The sequence below is a fragment of the Bacillus sp. BR3(2024) genome (assembly GCF_039134555.1).
GTDB lineage: Bacteria > Bacillota > Bacilli > Bacillales > Bacillaceae_G > Bacillus_A > Bacillus_A cereus.
In genome coordinates, this window is the sequence record NZ_CP152433.1 from 4,586,427 (window position 1) to 4,605,108 (window position 18,682).

Here is an 18,682-nt window from a genome sequence, read left to right on the forward strand (position 1 = left end):
GAAAAAAGAACTTGTATCGTTATACAAGTTCTTTTTGTTTCTTTTATTTAAAGAGGATATCTTTACTATATTGATTTCCAACGAGTAAATCATATTGAAGCATTTTATATTGCTCTAACATTTCTTTTTGTTTCTTTGTTAAATCATTGATTACTTCTCCATTTTTATCAACTTTTAATTCATCTCTAAGCACTGGTATTTCCTTGTAAAATTCCGATAAAAATTGATAAAATAAGGATTTATTTAATCCTGCATAATCAAAAATAAGATTAGAAAAATGAATTGGGCTTACTAAACCTAAATTATCATTTGGCATATCAAAGTTTGCATACATTAATAACGGCGTTTGCGCCATGGCTAAACGTTCATTCGGTGTTTTTTCATTCGTTATATACCCATTTTCTTTATAAAAAGATTTATTTGTTCCTAATGATGGAAGATGATCTCCAAAGAATACTAATAATGTAGGTCTATCAAAATTATCTAGTTGCTCTATTAAATATTGAAGAGCCTCATCTGAACGTCTTAATCCTTCTGTATACGTCTCTAATTCTCCCTTTGAGTCTTCATTTTCTAGACCGCTAATTTCAATTAGTTTTTCACCAAATCGGCCCTCTGTAAATGGAAAATGATTTTGCATCGTAACTGCATGAATAAATGTAGGTTGTTTTTGTTTCTCTAACTCAGCAATTATCTCTTTACTCATCGCTAAATCACTAATATAATCTCCATCAATATCCACATTTTCCATCGTGTCCTCTGCATTAAACTTATCAAACCCTAACACCTTATATACATCATCACGTTTAAAGAATGTGCGACCAAATGAATGAATTGCACTTGTATAATAACCTTCTTTTTTCAACGCTGTAGGGATTGATGGAATTTCTTTCTTATTTGTAATAATCTGCTGATATGGTATAGAACCTGGCTTTAACAAACTCATTGAATAGCTTGTTAATGCCTCAAATTCAACGTTCGCCGTATTTCCCCCAAATGTAGGAGAAATAGTTTGTCCACCAGGAAAGTTTTCTATATAATGATGTAAATTTGGTACAGGATCTTCACTAAAAGAAAGGTTAGTTACTTTCGTCGGATCCCAAAACGATTCACTCATTACAAAAATAATATTCGGTTTCTCTTTTTTCTTTTGGCTCCCTATATTTCCACTATATTGTTTTTTTATATCGTTTGCTATTTGAAGCATATTTTCTTTAGAATAATTTTTGGGTTTTTCCATAACTGTTGTATCTAAATTGCTAATAAACCCAAGTACAAAACCATTTGAAGCATAGTTCTCATTTTGATTCCACAAAACAAAATCTACACCTGATTTTTGAAATACTTTATTCATAAATGTATTCGCAAAATTACCATACGCATATAGAACAAAAATAGACCCTACTACTAATAAGGCTCTTATTCCTAGATGAATCTTTACATTTTGAATATACCTTCTCATATATATCCCTGCTACAATACAAGCTACGATACTTAAGATAATGACAAAAATATAACTCCAACTAAAATAGTCCATCACCATCGGTATAACAGATTGCATATGCGTAATTTGTGTAAAATCAGAAGGATATAACGGATCACCTCTGAAAATAAGCTTCAAATAATTCACAATACATAAAATGACTAACGTACAGCTCGTTAAAACCATACTTAGAAAAACCTTACCTATTAAATTATATACAAGAATATATATTGCATAAATTACTACAAAACTTAATATAAACTGCATATTATAAAAGTAAATCCAATTCATTGCCTCTATGAAACTCATATTAACTTGCATGACAATATAAAATAACGCTACTGTATGAGCTAGCAAAAATAATATAAAATGCACTCGTAGGGATGCTCTAAGTATAGACATCTCTTTTTTATTGAAATGCGTAATATAAAACGTTATGCCCCATATGAAAATCATCATAACACTTAAAACAAGCTTTTGATTTAAATGATCTTTCATCATGTCTAAATTGAAAATCTTTAAAATCATAAACAGCATAGTTATTACTAATAAAGTCACCATACTACTTATAATGCTAGAAATTAATATATTTCTTTTTGGAAGATGAAAAAGTGTAGAACCATACTTCAATTCATTCCCTCGTTTCTATGTCTTAATTTCCCCCGCATCGAAAGAACTATTTCTATTAAAATAACATATATTACATATTTCGTCTGCATACTTGTTTCTATCATAAATGTATTGTCTTAATATTCCCTTAATCAACAGTTAAATTGTGGCATACAAATTACTCATTCTTGAAAAACTTAATTTCAGCATTCCACTTTATGATATAATAACTATGTTTTGGAAATCCTTAATACTATTAAAGATTTCACATAAAAATACGAAAGAATTAATAAAAAAGGAGTTGCTCATTTTTGCTTACTAAGTTTAAGAGTTTGCCTAAAGCCGTATATGTAATTTTGGCGCTTTCTTTCCTGTTGCACGTTTTTTGTTTAGTAAAACAGCCAGGATTAGATGGAGAGTTAGTCAAAGTAACATATGGTGCAAATGATGCCTTTAACTATTCGTTAACAGCTGAACAACTATTAAAACATGGTGTATTTGGTTATGTGTATTTAGAACCTAGTGAAGTTCCAGGAAAAAATGCATATATTACACCAGGTCAGCCATTACTATTAGCTGGCGCTATGATTATTTCTGATATTACATCAATTCCTTACTATTACGTAGCAACTGTTATTAACATGATCATGAACCTTTGCACAGTGCTATTAGTATTCTTAATAGGAAAAGAATTGTTCGAAAAAAACATTTATGGAATTGTTGCAAGTATTTTATATGCTATTTATCCAAGTAACTATACATACTTCCGTACATTGCTAACAGAAGTTCCATCCATATTCTTATTGGCGTTATGTGTATATGTATTTGTTCTCGCATGGAAATACAATAAAGTGAAATTCCATATATGGTTTGGAATTGTCGTTTCAATTTTACTTATGTTCCGTCCAAATCCAGCTCCAATGATGCTCATTCCTGTTCTTGTTGTTTTATTTACATATGGATTTAAAGACTCCATTCGAATCGGATTGTTATGGTTTATCGGACCTTTCTTTATTATTGGCGCATGGGTTGTTCGTAACTACTTAGCACTCAACCAATTTATTTTATTCTCAACCCAAGGTGCAGATCCACTAATTGCCGGTGCAGATCCATTTAATAAAATTGGATATGAAAATATAGTAAATGAAATGAGAGCTAAAGGCTTAGATGACAAAGGTGCATACGCAAAAGAATTAATCAAGAACGGATTTAAGACGGACTTCACTTATTGGTTCTCTTGGTTCACTGTCGGTAAAACAATTGAATTATTCAAAACAGCTCCTGCTGTAGACCAATACCGTATTCACAACTTTATGCAACTATGTCATAGAGTGTTTATCATCGGTACATTCTTGAGCAGCTTCTGCTTCATGCTAAATTCATTTAAACATAAACGCGTTATGATGCTAGTAGCAAGTTCTATTATTTACATTATCTTCTCAAACTTATTCTTAGCAATTAATCGCTATGGATTTTTCATTAATCCTCTTATGTGCTTAATTCTTGCATACGGATTAATTCACATTGTGCAGAAACTTCCATTCTTCCGCACTAACCAAGCATAATAAGAAAGAGGTCGTCCACCGTTGGACGACCTCTTTCTTATTCCCCACACTTTACACACGGCCAATTTGTCCATTCTGTAATTACACTTTAATTCCGTATGTATGTGTTTCTGTATTTGTCAAAATATCTTTCACAACACCACTCACTGTTTTATGTATAAATGCAAGTTTTTAACAACTATTACTATAACGAAAAGAACCCGCCACAAGACAGGTTCTTTTCGTTATTTTATGATAAAAGAGAAGATGATTAGCATGTGTATTATATAAAAGGAAGCAGCCATATTTTCCATACGATACATACGAGTACTGTAACTACAAAATCAAAAAAATCTAATCTCGGGCCTTTTTTCATATTCATATGTAGCCACATATGAAACCATTTTATTTTTGTATATTTATGGATGTTTTTCTTTGCAAATCGGTAAATAAGCATTTGCATAATAAAAAATCCGGCCACAAAAATAAATAATAAGATGAGAAATCCAATCACAAAATTCCTCCTATTTTTGTAGCGTTTTTTCTACTATCCGATTTTTCAAAACCCACTCTTCAAACTGGGCACTTCCAAATTCCCAACTAAGATCGCGAGCATGTACAGAAAAAACGTAATAACCGGCATATTCATCCATAAACCTACCTAACTCTACATCGTCTTTCTGAATACCGTATACTCCAAAATTAAAATACACATCCCATACGTCTTCATTCTTTCTCTTATAAGCAATCGATTCCATATCACATTCTGTCCCGAAATAATCAAGATGTAAATGTACGCTATCATCGTATTCGTACTCCATTTTATCACCCCTTATATTTGTACTTCTTTACCACCAAAAAAATTCCTGCTATCTACACTCACATATGGGCGATTACCTACATATCATGCTTGTAGAGTGACTTCTAGGAGGTGTTATATAGTGAAAAAATTAATCGCGATTTTTTGCATCATGTTACTAGCTGTTTTTACTTTTGCTGCTTGTAGTAGTAAAAAAGAAGGTACGAAAGAACAAACTCAAAACATTCGCGTCGGCGAAGTTACCCATTCTCTCTTCTATGCCCCATTATATGTTGGGATTGAAAAAGGATTTTTTAAAGATGAAGGACTAAATATTGACCTACAAACAACAGCTGGTGGCGATAAAACGATGACCGCCCTATTATCTGGCGGAATTGATATTGCTCTCGTCGGTTCTGAAACGTCTATTTACGTTCATCAACAAGGAGCGAAAGACCCTGTCATTAACTTTGCACAGCTTACACAAACAGATGGGACATTTTTAGTTTCACGTAAAAAACTAGACTCTTTTAATTGGAATGACGTAAAAGGTGTTACATTTTTAGGACAGCGTAAAGGCGGCATGCCGCAAATGGTTGGGGAATACGTTTTAAAGAAAAATGGCATTGATCCTCGTAAAGATACGAACTTAATTCAAAATATCGAATTTGCTAATATTGCAAATGCCTTCGCATCTGGTACTGGAGAGTTTGTCCAGCTCTTTGAACCGACTGCAAGCATATTCGAAAAAGAAGGTAAAGGTTATATCGTCGCTTCATTCGGAAATGAATCTGGTACTGTTCCTTATACAACATTCATGGCAAAAGAAAGTTTCTTAAAGAAAGATAAAGCTGCTGCTGAAAAGTTCACACGTGCGCTCTATAAAGCACAGCAATGGGTTGATACACATAGTCCAGAAGAGATTGCTGATGCTGTTTCCCCGCTATTTAAAGACACTTCAAAAGACATTACAGTAAAAGTAATTGAACGGTATAAAAAGCAACATTCTTATGCGACAAATCCACTACTAGATGCGGAAGAATGGAAACAGCTCCAAACGATTATGAAAGACGCTGGTGAATTACAAAAAGAATTCCCACATGAAGCGCTCGTCAATACAAAAATTGCCGAAAGCGTTATTAAGAAATAGAGGCGAAGTGTATGAGTTTTTTACAAATACGTAACGTTTCTCACTGCTTTTTTGCAAAAGAGAATGCCAAACTTATTCTTGAAGATATGAGCTTACAAGTGGAAGAAGGCGAATTTATTTCTATACTCGGCCCAAGTGGTTGCGGTAAAACAACGCTCCTCTCAATCATTGCTGGATTACTTGATCCAATTGATGGTATTGTCTTTTTAGATGGTGAACCAATTACAACGAAAACATCATCTATGGGATATATGTTGCAGCAAGATTACTTATTCCCGTGGAAAACGATTGAAGAAAATATTATGCTTGGACTTCATATTCGAAGGATTTATGATGAACAAATGAAAGAACATACTTTAAACCTTTTAAAGCAAGTCGGTCTACATGGGGTAGAAGGACAATATCCTCGTGAACTATCCGGCGGTATGCGTCAACGTGCTGCTCTCGTTCGAACGTTAGCAACTGATCCGAAAATTTTATTACTAGATGAACCATTCTCCGCACTCGATTATCAAACGAAATTAAAACTAGAAGAACTCGTTTTCAACTTACTAAATAAATATAAGAAAACATCACTACTTGTTACTCACGATATTGAAGAGGCGATTGCGATGAGTGATCGTATTTATTTACTGCAAGCAAATCCTGGAAAAATCGCGAAAACCTTTATCGTCCCGGAAAGTATCCGTTCTTTATCACCGTTAGAAGCACGCCATCACTACGATTTCCCAGCCCTCTTTCAAGATATATGGAAGGAGCTGGAACGACTTGGATAATATAAAACAACTACATGAACAATTTCGAAAGAAAGAACGCAGGCGTGCTTGGATTGCTCGCTCACTACAGCTTTTACTACTTATTCTTTTCTTTGCACTATGGGAAATAGCTAGCAAAAAAGAATGGATCGATCCTTTACTCTTTAGTTCTCCTTCGAGTATTTGGGATCTCTTCTTAACGAAATGGATCGACGGTTCACTTTGGGTCCACATATGGACGACATTGCTGGAAACAGGAGTAGGCTTCATTCTCGGAACGGTACTCGGTGCTATTATTGCCACGTTTCTTTGGTGGATGCCACTTCTAGCCCGCGTACTTGATCCTTACCTCGTCGTCCTAAATGCAATGCCAAAAGTTGCACTCGGTCCAATCATCATCGTTATTTTCGGTCCAAACATTTCATCTTCTATCGCAATGGGAGTAATCATTTCCATCATCATTACCATTCTCGTTATTTACAGTGCATTTCAAGAAGTCGATTCTAACTATATAAAAGTGATGGATACATTTGGCGCAAATAAATGGCAATGTTATAAGCAAGTCGTTCTCCCTGCATCCTTTCCAGCAATTATCTCAACGTTAAAAGTAAATGTTGGTTTATCCTGGGTTGGTGTTATTTTCGGAGAACTTCTCGTTTCCAAACAAGGACTTGGCTACTTAATTAGCTACGGATTCCAAGTCTTTAACTTCACACTCGTCTTACTTAGCGTACTACTCACATGTGTTCTTGCAACTCTTATGTATGTATTTGTTGAGGCATTTGAAAAAATTCTAATTGGAAAAAGAAAAAGAAGCTGACTCAAAACAGTGCGCTATAGTCAGCTTCTTTCTTTTACCTTTTATCACACATTTTCGTTTCATTTGTAATGTTTCCATCCGCAACCGTAACTGTATGGAAACAGTCTTTCACACGTACTGTAACGACATTATCTTTTCGATCTATCACATGATAATCATTAAACTTTTCATTCAAAGCACTACGAATTTGCTCCCCTTCAAAAATCGGAAAACCGTGAGACATTACCCAAATGAGACCAGCAACAGCAAGAATCGTTTTCATACGTTTCATTACCTCCTCGAGAGTAAACTTATAGTCCCTACAACACGCGCATTATAATTGTGTCTAAATTGTGACATTTTTATACTAATTCTCTTTTGTGCCTCCAGTTCCTTCTTCTTTTTGATAAAAATACATAATTTTCAATTTTATCAACATAAGAAAAAACGCAAAGAATTAAAAATTCTTCACGCTTTTCTTTAACGAAACTATATCGAAAGCATAACTCACATTAGTCTCCACTTTGTTGTTCTATCGTTTTCGAAACATCATATAATCCTGACAGCACTTCCGCTCTCATTTTTACAAGCTCAGGGAACTGATAGAAGAAAGCAATTTTCTTATATTTTAACTCTGTTCCTTCTTTCACTTTTTTTGAATCTTGTAAAATGAACGCTGTAAATGTATCTGCGATATCTTCCGTTACATTTGTTGTTCCATATAGCGATACAAAATCATCATGCTTTTCTTTATAAAATTTAATTTGTGCCTCTTCACTTTCTTCTACTTTCTTTTCTGTCCACTCTTGCTCAATTGGTTTCCAAAATTCATTATAAAATTGGTTAATATACGAAGTTTTTCTCGCACATCCATTTTTCAAGAACACCGTTTTACATTTATTTCGATATGATGAAATGTCTTTCTCTTCATCAAACGCCTCTAAATATTTCCTATCCACTGGTACTTGTTTATGCCCAATCGTTAATACGTGAGCCGTTTCATGAATTAATGTTTTCATCACTTCATCTATATTCACCCCAGAATCGAGCACGTCTAAACTAAGCAACCAATCTCTCGGGTCATCCATACTTGGCATGACATGAGCAACAACGCCATCATAACCATCCGTTATTAGATCAAACCCTGTTATATTCTCACGATATTTCACTGGAATGAGAGTGCGATACATGTCCCATAAAGTTTCATGATACTCTCTATCTTGCCGTTGGCTTAACAAATCATCTTTTGCTACTTCGTCATCTGCAAAAGCTTTATTCAATCTCTTACGATCCAATTTCTCAAAATAAGGATCTACAATTTCATCACCATCGATATAATAAGAAGCTAAAAAGAAATAATTGTCATCCTCTTCTTTTTTCTGTTCCGCCTCTTTCATATTCACACTTTCATACTCTTCTATGTCATAATCTTCTACTTTTTCAAGTTCTGAAAGTCCCTCTATCTTTTTATATACTTTTTGTAATGTTTTATCTCCTATTTGCGTACACTCTTCTTCTGTTTTACAAATTTCTTTTTCTTTTGTAACCTCGATAGCACTATCGCATCCTGCAACTAAACCGCTTGCTATAATACAACACACTAACTTGCCATACAGTTTCTTCATACAATCCCCCATTATTCCATTCTACAAAATATCATAATCATTTTTTTGCGAATATGCGATAATTAATTATAAAAACTGCAAGGAGGCTTCTCATGATTCGTGCAATCTTATTCGACTTAGATGGAACACTATTAGATCGGCGCCAATCTTTAGAACAATTTATTTGTGAGCAATATAATCGCTTCGCCTCACATTTGAAGAGTATAGAGAAATCAAAGTATTGTTCTCGATTTCTTGAACTCGATAATAATGGCTATACGTGGAAGGATAAAGTATATGCTACTCTCCTTTCCGAATACAACATTACTACTTTAACGTAAGAGCAACTACTACACGACTATATTACAAACTTCCAACATCATTGTATTCCTTTCAAAAACACGCATGAACTACTTCAACAGTTAAAACAGCGAAACATTAAAATTGGTATTATCACAAACGGTTTTACTGAATTTCAGATGAGCAACCTTCGAGCACTACATATACATACGTATACAAACACCATTCTCGTTTCAGAAGCTGAAGGAATTAAAAAACCTCATCCTGAAATTTTCGAACGTGCTTTGCAAAGACTAGATGTTAAGGCAGAAGAATGTCTTTATGTTGGAGATCATCCAGAAAACGATGTGCTTGGTTCTGAACAAGTAAGGATTCTTGGTGTTTGGAAAAAAGATTCGTTTTGGGGTGATTTTAAGCATTCACGTATCGTAGATGATTTGTTGGAGGTGCTTTCGTTTTTAGAGGTGGAGATAAAAATACAATAATAGTAATTAAATTATATCAACAATTTTCACAATATATTGATTTACCGACAAAAAATAATAAGAGGAGGCAGTTGTTCAAAAACGCCTCCTCTTATTATTCATATACTGTAAACTGCGGTTTACTCGGATGATCTTTTACTAGCGCATCATCTGGAAACTTTGAAACTTTTTGATATAAGGCAATGTCACCGATACAACCTGCTGTTAGTAGAATTCCTAAAAATGAGAGTGGCTCCAGATTCATAGCTACTCCCAATACAATTGGCAAAATTCCAGTTGGTAAAAACGGAAGCATTAACACTTTCTTCATTTGCTTTACTGTAACCGCCTGTTTAGAATGAGCATATGCAACACCTAATTTCCAATTAACGCCCCATTTTAGTTCACTCCACGGAACACCTCCGATATAGCGAAAGCCAATTAAATGTATCGCTTCATGAATACAAACGAGAACAATCATTGCGATAATAAAAAGAAACATCGTTAATAATGTAACTTCAACTTGAACCCCACCTGAAAGAAATATATGCAAATAACCAATTCCAAACGACAAAGCAATTATTATAAAAAATAAAGAAAAGTTTAATTTAACCATCGAAACAGTAACAGTCGTTTCTTTTCTTTTATCCATCTTCCCCCTCCTAAAATGTAAATATATCTTTACAAAATTGTATAATATACCCAAAATAATGTAAAGATATATTTACATTTATTCTTACATACAAAAAAAGAAACCGGCTACTTTACTTCGTAAAACAGCCGATTTCTTCTATATGTTTCATCGTACGCGCTAATACGTCATCGCGCATTATAAAGCTAAATTTTCTATTCGTTTTAATGTTGTCAGGAATGTCTTTTAATAAAACAGACCCTTTCGTTTCTTCGTAATGCGTATGTTCTTCTACCGCACTAATTGTTGCAAAATAAATGTTTTTAATGATTATTTTGTCTTTTCCAGATACTTTGTATTGTCCTAAGTAAGTTAAATCAGAAACTATGCCGCCGGTTTCTTCATGAACCTCTCGAACTGCCGCTTCTTCCGGTGTTTCCCCTAGTTCTACTTTACCACCTGGAAATTCAAGACCGCGACGTAAATGATGCGTTAATAACCATTGATCCCCGTACCGGCATACAACCCAAACATGCTTTGGCTCAGGAGAAAATGGATAACGTTCAAACGATAATTGTACAGTGTTGTGGTAATAATCTTTAAATTTGTACATGCCATTACTCCCCTATTGATGGTTACAAGTTTTTCCTACCACAAATTGTAGCATATTCTCGCTTTTCTGCATAATATTATCCAATTACAATCCATTGATTATTCCCATTTGTGCGACTAATTCTTTCGTCTCATGATTTCCTAAATCGTAAATCATTTTATATGCTTTTTGTAGTTGTTCATCATATCGGTCATTATTTGAATCGTGATGATACTCAACAAATGGAACGTGGGAGCGTACAAATGACCCTAAATCTTCTACATATGCTTGATCAAAGTGCTCTCTTAATTCCGTAATTTCCTCATCATTTGCGGAAATCTCAAAATTATACGTATCCGCCGTCTTCACTTGTGAAATTTGACCGTTTCCTATTGATATATAATATGTTTTTTTCGTCTCCATGTAACACCCTTCTTTCATCCTTTTATTTTCTATTGTTTTCATCAATTACAAAATTATGTAAAATAAAGAAAAGGAGGGATTTTATGTTCAAAATATTAATTATCGGTATTATCATCGTCCTAATCATCCTCGTACTCTCCGTCATGACAATTAATAAAGGCTATGCTTATAAACATTCCGTCGATAAACTAGAAGACAATCCTTATACAAAAAAGAATAAGGAGAATTCCTAATATGCTTCGTATACTTCGCATCATAGTAGCACTCACTGTGAGCGTTATGTCGGCAATTGGATTATATACAGGTCAAAATAATTCTTTACCTCTTTCACAATTTCTATTAGGGGCTTTAATGTTTCTCATCGCATTTGAACAAATAAAGAAAAGGGAATCAGCAACTGGACTTATTTGTATTATTGCCGGTGCTTTCATTTGGATTGTTCTCATTATTACCTACATAAAATAGAGGAGGTCTTTTATGCTAAAAGGGGGACGGATTACTTTATCACTTATTGCCTTATCTATAGCAATCTATGGATTTTTTACTGGTAATAGAGAAATAATCCCTTATATGTTCATCTTTTTAGGAGGTATGGCCCTCACCATAAGTTTAGAGGAAATATTAAAACAGCAAACAGGAGGTAGTGTGCTCGCTCTACTAGCAGGAGCCGCTGCTTTATTTATTGGTTTCACAGAAATATTCTAGTAAATGGTCTAAAGGGGGCTATACGATGCTAACTCTAACTATATTACGGATTTTTTTAGCATTTTTCATGCTTCTCTTACTCACTCTAAGCACTTATGTCCATTTTACCGATAATTTTTCACTTCTCCCATACGTACAATTTATTCTCAGTTGTTCCTTTATTCTTCTAGGAATTAATGAGTATCCCGTATTTTTTCGTTTCTAGTCTCATATTCTTCTTTTTAATATCAAACTCTTTCGCTACATGTAGAATAAAATTTCGATCAATTTAGCATTTATAATTATTTTCTCTCAGTAACTATTTCTTTCTACTTAAGGGGGATTCCATGTTAAAAAACATTCAAATTATAATCGCCACTATCGCTCTTTCTCTCGCCCTATTTAGCTTCTTTGCAAACTTCACTATTCTTTTACCTTACGTGTTTATCCTTTTAAGTATTATGTTTATCCTTTTTGGAATTGATGAAATGAAGAAACGGGAAAAAGCAAAAGCATTTGTTTATTTTCTCGGTTCTGCCTTTGTTTTATATGTTGGAGTATCTAATATATTTTCATAAAAAAGAAGAGTATGTTCGCTCTTAGTACAATAAAAAAACTGCCCTTTCACAGGCAGTTTTCCTTTTTATCCAAACACTTTCTCAAGTTCATCTTTATCTTGGCTTAACCAGAAGTTCATTAAGCGTTGTGCTCCTTCTAAATCGTGAAGCTTCGCTTGACCACATTGTGTTTCATTTGCAGCTGGAATTTCTGTAATTTGAACCGCATCTTTTAATGTTAGTTCTAATAAATCAATAATTTCTCGTACTGTCGGTGTTCCGCTTACTACAAGATAATATCCTGTTTGGCAGCCCATCGGTGAAATATCGATAATATCAAAGTGCGGATAACGATCAATATATTTACGTAAATTAAATGCTAATAAATGTTCTAACGTATGAATAACATCTGGTTTCATTGCTTGTTTATTCGGTTGGCAGAAACGAATATCGAATTTATTTACAATACCGTCACTACCTACATTGTGAACTCCGCAATGTCTTACATAAGGTGCCTTTACAATCGTATGATCTAATTCAAAGCTTTCTACTGATGGCATACAACATCTCTCCCGCTTTTAATTTAATTCCGTTATATCCAATATGATATAACGGAAATGCACATTAGTAAAGTATTATGTACAGTCGTGCTATAATACTTTAAGAATATGCTGAAAAGGAGACCGTTATGAAACAGATTTTTATTGGGATTATACGCTTTTATCAAAAATTCATTTCTCCGATGACACCACCAACATGCCGTTTTTATCCGACTTGTTCTCATTACGGATTAGAGGCGTTTCAAAAACATGGTGCATTCAAAGGCTTTTGGCTTACTTGTAAGCGTATATTAAAATGTCACCCTTTCCACCCGGGAGGATTTGATCCTGTCCCAGATAAAAAGGATGACAAAGTAAATTCTTAATTGTCGTAACCATTTACAACTAAATCTAATTTTCCTGTATCAGGATCTATAACAAGACCGTGAACAGGTACTTCTTCCGGAAGTAATGGGTGGTTGCGAAGTACTGATACGCTATGTTCTACACTTTCTTCCACACTAGAGAAACCGCGCAAGAATTGTTCTAAATCGATTCCAGAATAACGAAGCATATCTAATTTCTCTTCTGTTATACCGCGTTCTTTCATTTTCTCAATCGTACTGCTTGCTTGAATTTTTGCCATACCACAATCATGGTGACCAACTACACAAACTTCATCAGCGCCAAGTTCGTATACAGCGACTAAAATACTACGCATAATACTTCCAAATGGATGTGAAATAACAGCGCCTGCTACCTTAATAATTTTCACATCACCGTTACGCATATTCATCGCTTTCGGTAATAGTTCAACAAGTCGTGTATCCATACAAGAAATAATTACCATCTTTTTGTTTGGAAATTTCCCCGCTACAAACTCTTCATATTTTTTCTCTTCAACAAATTTCTCATTGTACTGCAAAATCTCTTCTAATGACTTCATAGTAAGGAACCCTCTTTTCTCTCATTTACACTACATAAATAGTGTACCAAAATATGAAAAACTCAAAAAGGATATCGCTTTATAGTAAAAATAAGATATTTTCAGATAATCGACATAATTCTTTCAAAATATACACACAGCTTTGTAACAAGTTTCACATACTTTAAACGTATTTTCACTATAAACTGATTGTAGATAATGTAAAAAAGGAGTGAATATTCATTATGTCCGACGTTCTGTTACTGAGTCGTTTTCAATTTGCAATTACTATTTTTTATCACTTTTTATTTGTACCTTTGACAATCGGACTTGTCATTTTAGTAGCATGTATGGAAACTCAATACGCCCGCACATTGAATCCAACATACCGCAAAATGGCAAATTTCTGGGGTAAATTATTTACAATTAACTTCGTAATGGGGATTATAACCGGGATTACGATGGAATTCCAATTTGGAACAAACTGGTCTGAGTACTCCAAATATATGGGAGACATTTTCGGATCACCTCTCGCAATCGAAGCACTTGTTGCCTTCTTCTTAGAATCTACTTTCATGGGAATATGGTTATTCGGTAAAGACAAAATTTCACCAAAGTTCCGTGCCTTCTGCATGTGGATGGTTGCACTTGGAACAAACATTTCTGCCCTTTGGATTATTACAGCAAACGGCTTTATGCAAAACCCTGTTGGCTACGTAGTACGTAACGGCCGCGCTGAATTAAATGATTTCTGGGCACTCGTTACGAATCCATACGCTTGGAATATGTTCTTCCATACTGTAGTTGGTTGTTATATTGTTGGTGCTTTCTTCGTTATGGCAATTAGTGCCTATCACTTATTACGTAAAAATGAAGTTGAATTCTTCAAAAAATCATTTAAGTTCGGCTTAATGTTAGGCTTATTCGCCGCAACAATTACACCGTTTATGGGACATCAATCTGGTGTATCAGCAGCTAAATATCAACCCGCAAAAGGAGCTGCGATGGAAGCAGTTTGGGAAACTGGAAAAGGACAAGGCTTCTCAATTGTTCAAATTCCTGATGTAAAAAATGAGAAGAACTTTGAATTCCTTACGATTCCAAAACTCGGAAGCTTCTTCTACACAAATTCATTTGATGGCGAAATTGTTGGTTTAAAAGATATTCCGAAAGATGAACGTCCAAATGTTAACCTCGTGTATTATAGCTTCCGCTTAATGGTTGCACTCGGTATGTTCTTTATGGCATTAACTTGGTATGGCTTCTATTTAAACCGAAAAGGAAAACTAGAAAACTCAAAACGTTATTTAAAAATTACAATATGGTCTGTCTTACTTCCTTATATTGCGATTAACGCAGGATGGATTGTCGCTGAAGTAGGTCGCCAACCATGGACAGTATATAAACTAATGCGTACAGCAGAATCTGTATCGCCTATATCTGTCCCGCAAATTTGGTTCTCATTAATTAGTTTAATTTTATTCTACACTTTACTTTTAATCGCAGACGTATACTTAATGCTGAAGTTCGCGAAAAAAGGACCTGCCGCATTAGAAGAACCTGCTACTGAGGGAGGTGTGGCTCATGTCTCATGATATGCTTGCAATCATCTGGTTCGGTTTATGGGGCGTGATTTGGACAGTTTACTTCATTCTTGACGGGTATGCACTTGGTAACGGAATGATTTTTCCTTTCGTTACGAAAGATCGACAAGAACGAAATCAATTACAAGAAGCAATTGGCCCGTTCTGGGGCGGTAATGAAGTATGGTTAATTACAGCTGGTGGCGCAACATTTGCTGCCTTCCCAGTCACATATGCTAATATGTTTAGTTATTTATATACACCGTTATTCTTAGTATTACTTGCACTATTTGCTCGTGCCGCTGGACTGGAATTCATGCATAAAGATGATTCACCAATTTGGCAAAAAACTTGTAAATGGGCATTTGCAATTGGCAGTTTCTTAATCGCCTTTTTATTCGGTGTTACATTTGCTAACTTGTATTACGGACTACAAATCGGAAAAAATGGCTATGAAGGAAATTTACTTAGCTTACTAAACCATTACGGTATATTAGGTGGTCTTTTCTTCACTGCTATATTTGTCGTATCCGGTGCCCTTTGGGTCATGATTAAAACGACTGGTGAAGTATCCGACCGTGCTTATAAAATCGCAAGACTGTTTTCAATGGCAGCTGCTATCATTTTAGCTATTTTCTATGTAGCGACTGCTAATCGAACAAACTTATTCCAAAACTTTACGGAATATCCGGTACTATTCATTCTTCCAGTACTTGCAATGCTAATGAGTGTACTCGCACTAATTATGGTGTACAAACATAAAATTGGCCTTGCATTCACATTCGTTTGCCTAACAATCGCAATGTTTATGACAACTGGCTTTGCAGGTATGTTCCCAAGAATGTTACCATCTCGTATTAACGATGCATACAGTACAACGTTATACAACGCAGCTGGTAGTCAATTAAACTTAAAAATTATGTTCTTCGTTGCAATGGTCATGGTACCAATCGTTATTGGATATCAGCTTTGGAGCTACAGTATATTTAAAAATAAAATTCATAAAGACTCTGCTAAAGGGTATCACTAAGGTAAAAAAAGACACTTCATTTGAAGTGTCTTTTTTATACGTATGATTTTCGATAAGATGTTATATTTCTAATCTAACAACTATACTACAGAAGAATCATTAACAGCTCACAGCTAGATTGTATCATAGGGCAACTTCATCATTTTATGCAATTTTACATACTGTACTATAAAGTAAACTGTATCCCCTGATCATTCGCATCATTATCCCATACATCAGCTGTACTAATCCCGCTAAACGTTTGTACTTTCATTCCTGTATTTGATGATCCCGATCCATTATAAGCCTTCGTCTTTTCAATCGGCTGTACGTTATATTTGTCACCTACATTAATTGTTCCATTGCAGTTTTCAATAATAACACCTTCCACAACTGCCGGCATTTTGTCACCCACTTTCATTTCTTTACTTTTATTTTATGAAAATCGCCTAGAAAAATAGCATGTTTCAATAAGAAAAAGCACTCAATTTGAGTGCTTTTTCTTTAAGCATAAAGACAAGTTTGGAGACAGTTGACTTCTTCAAAATTTTATTAGGGGTAATATTTTGAAAAAGAAAGCCTTTCATATGTAGGTTAACACCACTGGAATATATAGTAAATTGATAATATTTATACGGAAGATTGCTAATGTTTAGTATAGATAGTTTACACTATGCTAACAGTGTAAACTATCTATACTAATAAAAAAAGGTGCCTTCAAAAAAGACACCTTTCAAAAACAGACACTATAAAACAGAATTATTTATTGTTATACGATTGTTAGATACAAAAAGTAGAGGGAAATGTTTGTATGAAATTCTGCTTTATAAAGTCTGTCTACAACTTATATTGTAATCCTCTTCATTTGAAAAAAAATATAATATGCACAATTGCATACAAAAAGAAAAAGCACTCTACTGAGTGCCTTTTCAACCATTTTACTTTTAATATATCGCTTTGAATATATTGTAACATACGTATCTATATATTTTATTGAGAAAATTCAAAATCCTTTTTCTTTCATTTTCACTTATAAAATCATGTAATATAAAAGGTATGTCAAATTCTTATACAAGTTGAGGTGTACTATATTTATGATGTATTTCGGAATTATTCCTCTTATATTATTTATTATTTTTCTTATCTCATATTTAAAAGATCCGCGAAAAATAATAAACGGCTTTTTATTTAATGCCTTTATCTGTTTTTTCCTTCTTTTTTGTGTGATTGTATCATTGAACTCAGATAGTGATGTCCTACGCTACATTATATTTTTACCTTTTTTAGCACTTCTCATTATGCTTCCTTTCGGTATTGTTGCTTTAATGTTTGGGCTATTTCTTAATGCTAGAATTTTAATGAAGCGAGAAGGACGACGGTTCACTAACTGTTTAACACTCCTTGCTGCTTTAGGGATGTTATTCTTTATGTTACTCCCTATTATAAATCCAGCAAGTTTGGTTTCATCGCATTTAGAGCCTATTTTTGCAGCTATTTCTCTTATAAGCATATATTTCTTTATACACTTATCTAACTTCTTAAGTGCATATTTTTTATACCAATTCAACAGACCAAGACGTAATCAAGATTTCATCATCGTTCTTGGTAGCGGCTTAATTAATGATAAAGTACCACCTTTACTTGCAAGCCGCATTAATAAAGCGATTGACTTCTATTGGAAACAAGCCGCTGTTAATACACCACCAACAATTATTTTTTCTGGTGGACAAGGTCCAGATGAAGGTCTTCCAGAAGCGGAAGCGATGCAAAGTTACGCTGTTGAAAAAGGAATTCCTCTTGAACATACAGTCCAGGAAAATCGCTCTGTAAACACATATCAAAATATGCTGTTCTCTAAAGAAATTATGGATTCTTTAAAACCAGAAGGTAAATATAAAAGTATTTTTACAACGAATAATTTCCACCTTTTCCGTGCTGGTATATATGCAAGACAAGCCGGTCTTAATAGCCAAGGAATCGGATCAAAAACTGCATTTTATTACTGGCCTAACGCAATGATCCGTGAATATGTTGCGATTGTCGTAATGGGACGCAAGCGCCATATGAAAATATGTGGAACTATTTTAGGTTTCGCTTTATTCGTATCAGTACTTAGTTTTATATTTTCTTAATAGCATCCCATCCTTTGAAAGGATGGGATTTCTTATACTGATTTCAAAAATATTTTAAAGATAATATGGTGATAATATTCCCTGCATACATCCATTAAAG

Annotated in this window: 23 protein-coding genes and 2 pseudogenes; 13 read left to right on the top strand and 12 right to left on the bottom strand. The window is 34.2% G+C overall.

The window, feature by feature from the left end:
* Positions 1-43: 43 nt before the first annotated feature.
* Positions 44-2,113: an LTA synthase family protein gene (locus tag V7S45_RS23645; RefSeq protein WP_342761516.1), complete on the bottom strand. Its 2,070-nt coding sequence runs from the start codon at positions 2,111-2,113 to the stop codon at positions 44-46.
* A 290-nt stretch (positions 2,114-2,403) separates the two neighbouring features.
* Here V7S45_RS23645 and V7S45_RS23650 point away from each other — a divergent pair, with 290 nt between their 5' ends.
* On the top strand, positions 2,404-3,657 hold the full coding sequence (locus V7S45_RS23650) for a glycosyltransferase family 39 protein (RefSeq protein WP_000956221.1): 1,254 nt from the start codon (positions 2,404-2,406) through the stop codon (positions 3,655-3,657).
* 81 nt (positions 3,658-3,738) lie between these two features.
* Here the strand turns inward: V7S45_RS23650 and V7S45_RS23655 are convergent.
* The 3 genes and pseudogenes from V7S45_RS23655 to V7S45_RS23665 all read right to left on the bottom strand — a co-directional run.
* Positions 3,739-3,810: pseudogene (locus V7S45_RS23655) on the bottom strand (DUF2196 domain-containing protein); the annotation flags it as partial.
* A gap of 109 nt (positions 3,811-3,919) precedes the next feature.
* On the bottom strand, positions 3,920-4,150 hold the full coding sequence (locus V7S45_RS23660) for a hypothetical protein (protein WP_000578982.1): 231 nt from the start codon (positions 4,148-4,150) through the stop codon (positions 3,920-3,922).
* Positions 4,151-4,160: 10 nt separating this feature from the next.
* Positions 4,161-4,457 (bottom strand): DUF3986 family protein, encoded by a 297-nt coding sequence (locus tag V7S45_RS23665; protein WP_000455580.1) that lies wholly within the window; start codon positions 4,455-4,457, stop codon positions 4,161-4,163.
* Between the two features lie 120 nt (positions 4,458-4,577).
* On the opposite strand from V7S45_RS23665, the gene V7S45_RS23670 reads away from it, so the two are divergent.
* The 3 genes from V7S45_RS23670 to V7S45_RS23680 are packed head-to-tail and all read left to right on the top strand — an operon-like array spanning position 4,578 to position 7,160.
* Positions 4,578-5,585 carry an ABC transporter substrate-binding protein gene (locus V7S45_RS23670; protein WP_342761517.1) on the top strand — a complete coding sequence of 336 codons (1,008 nt, stop codon included), beginning with the start codon at positions 4,578-4,580 and terminating at the stop codon, positions 5,583-5,585.
* Positions 5,586-5,596: 11 nt separating this feature from the next.
* Positions 5,597-6,361 (top strand): ABC transporter ATP-binding protein, encoded by a 765-nt coding sequence (locus V7S45_RS23675; protein WP_000009035.1) that lies wholly within the window; start codon positions 5,597-5,599, stop codon positions 6,359-6,361.
* Positions 6,354-7,160 carry an ABC transporter permease gene (locus V7S45_RS23680; RefSeq protein ID WP_000368771.1) on the top strand — a complete coding sequence of 269 codons (807 nt, stop codon included), beginning with the start codon at positions 6,354-6,356 and terminating at the stop codon, positions 7,158-7,160. The genes V7S45_RS23675 and V7S45_RS23680 overlap by 8 nt, the downstream gene beginning before the upstream one ends.
* Before the next feature lie 34 nt (positions 7,161-7,194).
* Here the strand turns inward: V7S45_RS23680 and V7S45_RS23685 are convergent, their stop codons facing one another.
* Complete coding sequence (locus tag V7S45_RS23685) at positions 7,195-7,422, bottom strand: hypothetical protein (RefSeq protein ID WP_000849112.1); 228 nt, start codon at positions 7,420-7,422, stop codon at positions 7,195-7,197.
* 229 nt (positions 7,423-7,651) lie between these two features.
* Positions 7,652-8,764 (bottom strand): hypothetical protein, encoded by a 1,113-nt coding sequence (locus tag V7S45_RS23690; protein WP_025687316.1) that lies wholly within the window; start codon positions 8,762-8,764, stop codon positions 7,652-7,654.
* Between the two features lie 92 nt (positions 8,765-8,856).
* Here V7S45_RS23690 and V7S45_RS23695 point away from each other — a divergent pair.
* A pseudogene (locus V7S45_RS23695) lies at positions 8,857-9,528 on the top strand (HAD family hydrolase).
* A gap of 94 nt (positions 9,529-9,622) precedes the next feature.
* Here the strand turns inward: V7S45_RS23695 and V7S45_RS23700 are convergent.
* The 3 genes from V7S45_RS23700 to V7S45_RS23710 all read right to left on the bottom strand — a co-directional run bounded on the left by V7S45_RS23700 (position 9,623) and on the right by V7S45_RS23710 (position 11,153).
* On the bottom strand, positions 9,623-10,159 hold the full coding sequence (locus tag V7S45_RS23700; protein WP_025687315.1) for a DUF3267 domain-containing protein: 537 nt from the start codon (positions 10,157-10,159) through the stop codon (positions 9,623-9,625).
* Between the two features lie 112 nt (positions 10,160-10,271).
* A complete protein-coding gene (mutTA, locus tag V7S45_RS23705) occupies positions 10,272-10,751 on the bottom strand; it encodes an antimutator 8-oxo-(dGTP/GTP)ase (RefSeq protein ID WP_000276385.1) in 480 nt (159 codons plus the stop codon).
* 84 nt (positions 10,752-10,835) lie between these two features.
* Positions 10,836-11,153 (bottom strand): hypothetical protein, encoded by a 318-nt coding sequence (locus V7S45_RS23710; RefSeq protein ID WP_000448409.1) that lies wholly within the window; start codon positions 11,151-11,153, stop codon positions 10,836-10,838.
* A gap of 83 nt (positions 11,154-11,236) precedes the next feature.
* Here V7S45_RS23710 and ytzI point away from each other — a divergent pair, with 83 nt between their 5' ends.
* From ytzI to V7S45_RS23730, 4 genes are all read left to right on the top strand, one after another.
* A complete protein-coding gene (ytzI, locus tag V7S45_RS23715; RefSeq protein ID WP_000472794.1) occupies positions 11,237-11,386 on the top strand; it encodes a YtzI protein in 150 nt (49 codons plus the stop codon).
* 1 nt (position 11,387) lies between these two features.
* Complete coding sequence (locus V7S45_RS23720; protein ID WP_088346549.1) at positions 11,388-11,618, top strand: DUF3953 domain-containing protein; 231 nt, start codon at positions 11,388-11,390, stop codon at positions 11,616-11,618.
* 12 nt (positions 11,619-11,630) lie between these two features.
* Positions 11,631-11,858: a DUF3953 domain-containing protein gene (locus V7S45_RS23725; RefSeq protein ID WP_000911650.1), complete on the top strand. Its 228-nt coding sequence runs from the start codon at positions 11,631-11,633 to the stop codon at positions 11,856-11,858.
* Positions 11,859-12,184: 326 nt separating this feature from the next.
* On the top strand, positions 12,185-12,415 hold the full coding sequence (locus V7S45_RS23730; RefSeq protein ID WP_000916668.1) for a DUF3953 domain-containing protein: 231 nt from the start codon (positions 12,185-12,187) through the stop codon (positions 12,413-12,415).
* Positions 12,416-12,480: 65 nt separating this feature from the next.
* Here the strand turns inward: V7S45_RS23730 and luxS are convergent, their stop codons facing one another.
* Positions 12,481-12,954, bottom strand: a complete 474-nt coding sequence (luxS, locus tag V7S45_RS23735; RefSeq protein ID WP_001141371.1) for an S-ribosylhomocysteine lyase LuxS — start codon at positions 12,952-12,954, stop codon at positions 12,481-12,483.
* 128 nt (positions 12,955-13,082) lie between these two features.
* Between luxS and yidD the strand changes: the two genes are divergently transcribed.
* Positions 13,083-13,319 (top strand): membrane protein insertion efficiency factor YidD, encoded by a 237-nt coding sequence (gene yidD / locus V7S45_RS23740; protein ID WP_000809330.1) that lies wholly within the window; start codon positions 13,083-13,085, stop codon positions 13,317-13,319.
* Here the strand turns inward: yidD and V7S45_RS23745 are convergent.
* Positions 13,316-13,879 (bottom strand): carbonic anhydrase, encoded by a 564-nt coding sequence (locus tag V7S45_RS23745; RefSeq protein ID WP_000838159.1) that lies wholly within the window; start codon positions 13,877-13,879, stop codon positions 13,316-13,318. The two genes, yidD and V7S45_RS23745, sit on opposite strands and share 4 nt — an antisense overlap.
* 224 nt (positions 13,880-14,103) lie before the next feature.
* Here V7S45_RS23745 and cydA point away from each other — a divergent pair, with 224 nt between their 5' ends.
* Positions 14,104-15,453, top strand: a complete 1,350-nt coding sequence (gene cydA, locus V7S45_RS23750; RefSeq protein WP_001286188.1) for a cytochrome ubiquinol oxidase subunit I — start codon at positions 14,104-14,106, stop codon at positions 15,451-15,453.
* Positions 15,443-16,471 carry a cytochrome d ubiquinol oxidase subunit II gene (gene cydB / locus V7S45_RS23755; protein WP_342761518.1) on the top strand — a complete coding sequence of 343 codons (1,029 nt, stop codon included), beginning with the start codon at positions 15,443-15,445 and terminating at the stop codon, positions 16,469-16,471. Before cydA ends, cydB begins: the two co-directional genes overlap by 11 nt.
* Before the next feature lie 166 nt (positions 16,472-16,637).
* Here the strand turns inward: cydB and V7S45_RS23760 are convergent, their stop codons facing one another.
* Positions 16,638-16,871, bottom strand: coding sequence for a spore germination protein (locus tag V7S45_RS23760; RefSeq protein ID WP_002001299.1), 234 nt, complete (start codon positions 16,869-16,871; stop codon positions 16,638-16,640).
* A gap of 673 nt (positions 16,872-17,544) precedes the next feature.
* On the opposite strand from V7S45_RS23760, the gene V7S45_RS23765 reads away from it, so the two are divergent.
* Complete coding sequence (locus tag V7S45_RS23765) at positions 17,545-18,582, top strand: YdcF family protein (RefSeq protein ID WP_000990094.1); 1,038 nt, start codon at positions 17,545-17,547, stop codon at positions 18,580-18,582.
* Positions 18,583-18,682: the final 100 nt, after the last annotated feature.

Bases quoted from the DNA above. Each gene is read 5' to 3' on its own strand.
- cydA (WP_001286188.1), top strand. From the start codon at position 14,104: ATGTCCGACGTTCTGTTACTGAGTCGTTTTCAATTTGCAATTACTATT.
- yidD (WP_000809330.1), top strand. From the start codon at position 13,083: ATGAAACAGATTTTTATTGGGATTATACGCTTTTATCAAAAATTCATT.
- V7S45_RS23765 (WP_000990094.1), top strand. From the start codon at position 17,545: ATGATGTATTTCGGAATTATTCCTCTTATATTATTTATTATTTTTCTT.
- V7S45_RS23675 (WP_000009035.1), top strand. From the start codon at position 5,597: ATGAGTTTTTTACAAATACGTAACGTTTCTCACTGCTTTTTTGCAAAA.
- V7S45_RS23730 (WP_000916668.1), top strand. From the start codon at position 12,185: ATGTTAAAAAACATTCAAATTATAATCGCCACTATCGCTCTTTCTCTC.
- V7S45_RS23665 (WP_000455580.1), bottom strand. From the start codon at position 4,457: ATGGAGTACGAATACGATGATAGCGTACATTTACATCTTGATTATTTC.
- V7S45_RS23690 (WP_025687316.1), bottom strand. From the start codon at position 8,764: ATGAAGAAACTGTATGGCAAGTTAGTGTGTTGTATTATAGCAAGCGGT.
- V7S45_RS23685 (WP_000849112.1), bottom strand. From the start codon at position 7,422: ATGAAAACGATTCTTGCTGTTGCTGGTCTCATTTGGGTAATGTCTCAC.
- luxS (WP_001141371.1), bottom strand. From the start codon at position 12,954: ATGCCATCAGTAGAAAGCTTTGAATTAGATCATACGATTGTAAAGGCA.
- V7S45_RS23700 (WP_025687315.1), bottom strand. From the start codon at position 10,159: ATGGATAAAAGAAAAGAAACGACTGTTACTGTTTCGATGGTTAAATTA.
- cydB (WP_342761518.1), top strand. From the start codon at position 15,443: ATGTCTCATGATATGCTTGCAATCATCTGGTTCGGTTTATGGGGCGTG.
- V7S45_RS23710 (WP_000448409.1), bottom strand. From the start codon at position 11,153: ATGGAGACGAAAAAAACATATTATATATCAATAGGAAACGGTCAAATT.
- V7S45_RS23720 (WP_088346549.1), top strand. From the start codon at position 11,388: ATGCTTCGTATACTTCGCATCATAGTAGCACTCACTGTGAGCGTTATG.
- V7S45_RS23745 (WP_000838159.1), bottom strand. From the start codon at position 13,879: ATGAAGTCATTAGAAGAGATTTTGCAGTACAATGAGAAATTTGTTGAA.
- ytzI (WP_000472794.1), top strand. From the start codon at position 11,237: ATGTTCAAAATATTAATTATCGGTATTATCATCGTCCTAATCATCCTC.
- mutTA (WP_000276385.1), bottom strand. From the start codon at position 10,751: ATGTACAAATTTAAAGATTATTACCACAACACTGTACAATTATCGTTT.
- V7S45_RS23760 (WP_002001299.1), bottom strand. From the start codon at position 16,871: ATGAAAGTGGGTGACAAAATGCCGGCAGTTGTGGAAGGTGTTATTATT.
- V7S45_RS23725 (WP_000911650.1), top strand. From the start codon at position 11,631: ATGCTAAAAGGGGGACGGATTACTTTATCACTTATTGCCTTATCTATA.